The sequence below is a fragment of the Acidimicrobiales bacterium genome (assembly GCA_035540975.1).
GTDB lineage: Bacteria > Actinomycetota > Acidimicrobiia > Acidimicrobiales.
On sequence record DATLFN010000153.1, the window covers coordinates 1 to 2501 of the forward strand.

Here is a 2501-nt window from a genome sequence, read left to right on the forward strand (position 1 = left end):
TCCGGCCTGCTGCCCTCCGGCGTTCGCGGGCGTCGTCGGGGGGGGAGCGGCGGCACGGGCGACCCGTCTCGCCGGCGCCGCCGGCGCAGGGATCGGCGCAGCAGGAGCCGGCGGGAGGAGCGGCGCAGGACGCGCCGCCGGGCCCGGGTCCGGCCCGGTGGTGGCCGACGGACCGGCGAGTGGCGACGGACCGGCGAGTGGCGACGGACCGGGGGCGCCTGGCGGCGCCGGCGAGACGGGTCGCCCGTGCCGCCGCTCCCCCCCCGACGACGCCCGCGAACGCCGGAGGGCAGCAGGCCGGAGGAGGGCGCTGGCCGCGGCACGGGTCGGCACCTCGGGCTCCGGCCAGGCCGGGCGGGGCTCCGGCGCCGCGGCCGGCGCGGGCTCAGGCTGGTCGGGCGGGGCCGACGAGCCGCCGGCGCCGTGGTGCGCCATGCGCCGGCGCTCCACGAAGGGCAGCAGCCGCTGCGCCGGGCCGGCACCCACGAGCACCACGCCGAGGGCGGTCGCACGGAACCGTCCGAGCATCTCGGCGGCCCGACGCGCCGCGGACGTGGAGGTGACGCCGGCCCGGCACACCACCACGACGGCGTCGGCAGTGGAGACGAGGTCGACGGCGTCGCTCGCCACCAGGAGCCCCGGCGTGTCGACGATCACCACGTCGGCCGAGCCCCGCGCGGAAGCGACGAGGGCGGCACCCAGCTCGGCCGCCTCGTCGGCGTCCTCGCGGAGCCAGTCCGCGACCACGCTCACGCCTCGGACGGCGGTCGGTCGCGCCAGGTCGGCGGCGCGCACGTGCCGTTCCGTGGGTGACACGCGCACGGCGCCGCCACGGGCGCCGAGACGTGCCGCCGTGTCGGGGTTGGCGAGGTCGAAGTCGAGGACGAGCACGGAGTGCCCGGCGCGGGCGAAGCTGACGGCCAGGTTGCAGACCACCGTGGTCTTTCCCTCGGCGACGCCCGGCGACGTGACCAGGAGCACCTCCGCCCCGGTGGCGGTGGCCGCCGGGGCCGCGGCCCCGGCGACGCCGGGATCGGGCGTGAGGGCGCGCGGGGCCATGAACCGCACGGACGAACGGAGGGTGCGGAAGGCCTCGGCGAAGTGCGGTGGTGGGTCGGCGTCGGGTCGCGGCAGCGAGAGACGGCGCTGCTCGCGCCAGGGCAGGAGTGGCACCTCGGCCACCACGGGGAGGGCGAACGCCGCCTCGGCGTCCTCCTTCGTGCGGAGGCGGGTGTCGACGCGGTGCAGGAGGAGGACCACCCCCACCCCCAGGGCCAGGGCGACGGGCACGAGCAGCATGATGCGCCCACCTCGCGTCGCCGGCGCCCGGATGCCGCCCTGCGCCACTCCCAGCGGCGTGGCCTCCTCGAGGGTCACCAACCCGCTCAGCGTGGGATCCTGCGAGGCGAGGGCCTGTACCTGTTCGTACGCGACGCCGAACTGGCGGACGACCGCCTCGTACTGCGCCTGGGCCAGCGCCCGCCGGTCCTCGCGCAACGTGGGGATCTGGGCCTGGAGCTCGATGCTCTGGCGCTGGAGGGCCTCGGCGCGCGCCGTCGCCACGTCGATGAGGCGCTGCTGGCGCGCCCGCTCCCGCTCGTCGAGGTAGGCGACCGTCTCCGCCGCGAAGGTGTCGGCGAGGCGAGCGGCCGTGGGGCCGTCCTGATGGGTGACGGTGATGCGCAGGGCGCGGACGTCCGTCTCCGTCTGCACGTCCACCGACGTGGCCAGCACGGCGGGGGGGACGTCGAGACCGAGCTTGTCGACCACGCGGCGGGGGACCTCGCCGGTGCGGGTGAGGAGGGCGGCCCGGTTCAGGTCGACGCTGCGGCCGTCGGAACCCACCTCCTCCTGGATGAGCGTGTGGGTGGCGGTGTACTGCTCGATGCCGGACCGCTCGATGGGCGCGGGCTGCTCGGGAGTCGTCAGCCACGTGGCGATGACGCCGGCCAAGCCGGCCACGACGATCACGTACCAGCGCGCACGGAGCGCCCTCAGGTAGTCGATCGGCTCCATGATCCGCTCCGTTCGAGGGCCGCCAGGTCGAGCGTGTCGCCCGCGGCCGACAGGTCGGCGACGTCGTTCTGTCCGGCCAGGCGCAGCAGGGCGTCAGCCGCCTCGGGCTCTCGCCCGAGCCCGAGCATCTCGTCCAGCCGGCGCAGGCGCGCGTCGAGCTCCTCGCGCGTCAGTGGCGGCGGCAGGACCCGCACGATCGAGGCGTGGGCGGTGGGCTGCACCCGCTCCTCGGGGTTGCACAGCTCCTCGACGAGCTTCTCGCCCGGGCGCACGCCGGTGATCCGGATGGGGATCTCGGTCCCCACCTCGTAGCCGGACAGCCGGATCATCCGGTGGGCCAGCCCCAGGATGTCCACCGACTCGCCCATCTCGAGCATGTAGACGCCCCCGGCGTCCGCCAGCGCCGCCGCCTGGAGGACCAGCTGGACCGCCTCCTCGGTGCTCATGAAGAACCGCGTCATCCGCGGATCGGTGACCGTGACCGG

The 2501-nt window shown here is 76.3% G+C and carries 2 protein-coding genes; both read right to left on the bottom strand.

Annotated elements, in window-relative coordinates:
* Positions 1-2016 (bottom strand): P-loop NTPase (locus VM242_15425; GenBank protein ID HVM06552.1); only part of this gene is annotated, 2016 nt, incomplete at its 3' end.
* A partial coding sequence (locus VM242_15430; protein ID HVM06553.1) for a polysaccharide biosynthesis protein occupies positions 1995-2501 on the bottom strand: 507 nt, incomplete at its 5' end. The genes VM242_15425 and VM242_15430, both read right to left, overlap by 22 nt.